The sequence below is a fragment of the Pauljensenia sp. UMB6358 genome (assembly GCF_030216865.1).
Classification (GTDB): Bacteria; Actinomycetota; Actinomycetes; order Actinomycetales; family Actinomycetaceae; genus Pauljensenia; species Pauljensenia turicensis_A.
In genome coordinates this window covers 1-316 of record NZ_JASOMS010000096.1, presented here as the reverse complement: position 1 = coordinate 316, position 316 = coordinate 1, and the positions used below count along the sequence as shown (strand labels likewise).

Here is a 316-nt window from a genome sequence, read left to right as displayed (position 1 = left end):
AGCTAATCCAGATCATAAAGCAAGGGTGAATAAGAAGTGAAAGGCCAGATCAGTTTTACGGTGCTTGGAATGCCTATTTCGCAGGGGTCTATGGGCGTGAATAGGCGTACCGGCCAGTTGTATCACGTGAAGAACGCGCAGTTGGCTGTGTGGCGGCAGAAGGTCCAGTTTGGGGCGTTGAATACTGCCCGCCTTGCGGGTTGGAAGTTGCCTTTGAACTGCCCACTTTTGTTGAGTGTGCAATTTTATTTGGCTCGTCCGAAGCGCCCAAAGTTTAAGGATTACGCGGCGACTAAACCGGATGTGGACAAGCTCC

General features: G+C 51.3%; 1 protein-coding gene. It reads left to right on the top strand.

Annotated elements, in window-relative coordinates; all coding sequences use genetic code 11:
• Positions 1-36: 36 nt before the first annotated feature.
• Positions 37-316, top strand: a 280-nt coding sequence (locus tag QP381_RS08765) for a hypothetical protein (RefSeq protein WP_285068584.1), incomplete at its 3' end; no start/stop codon positions are given.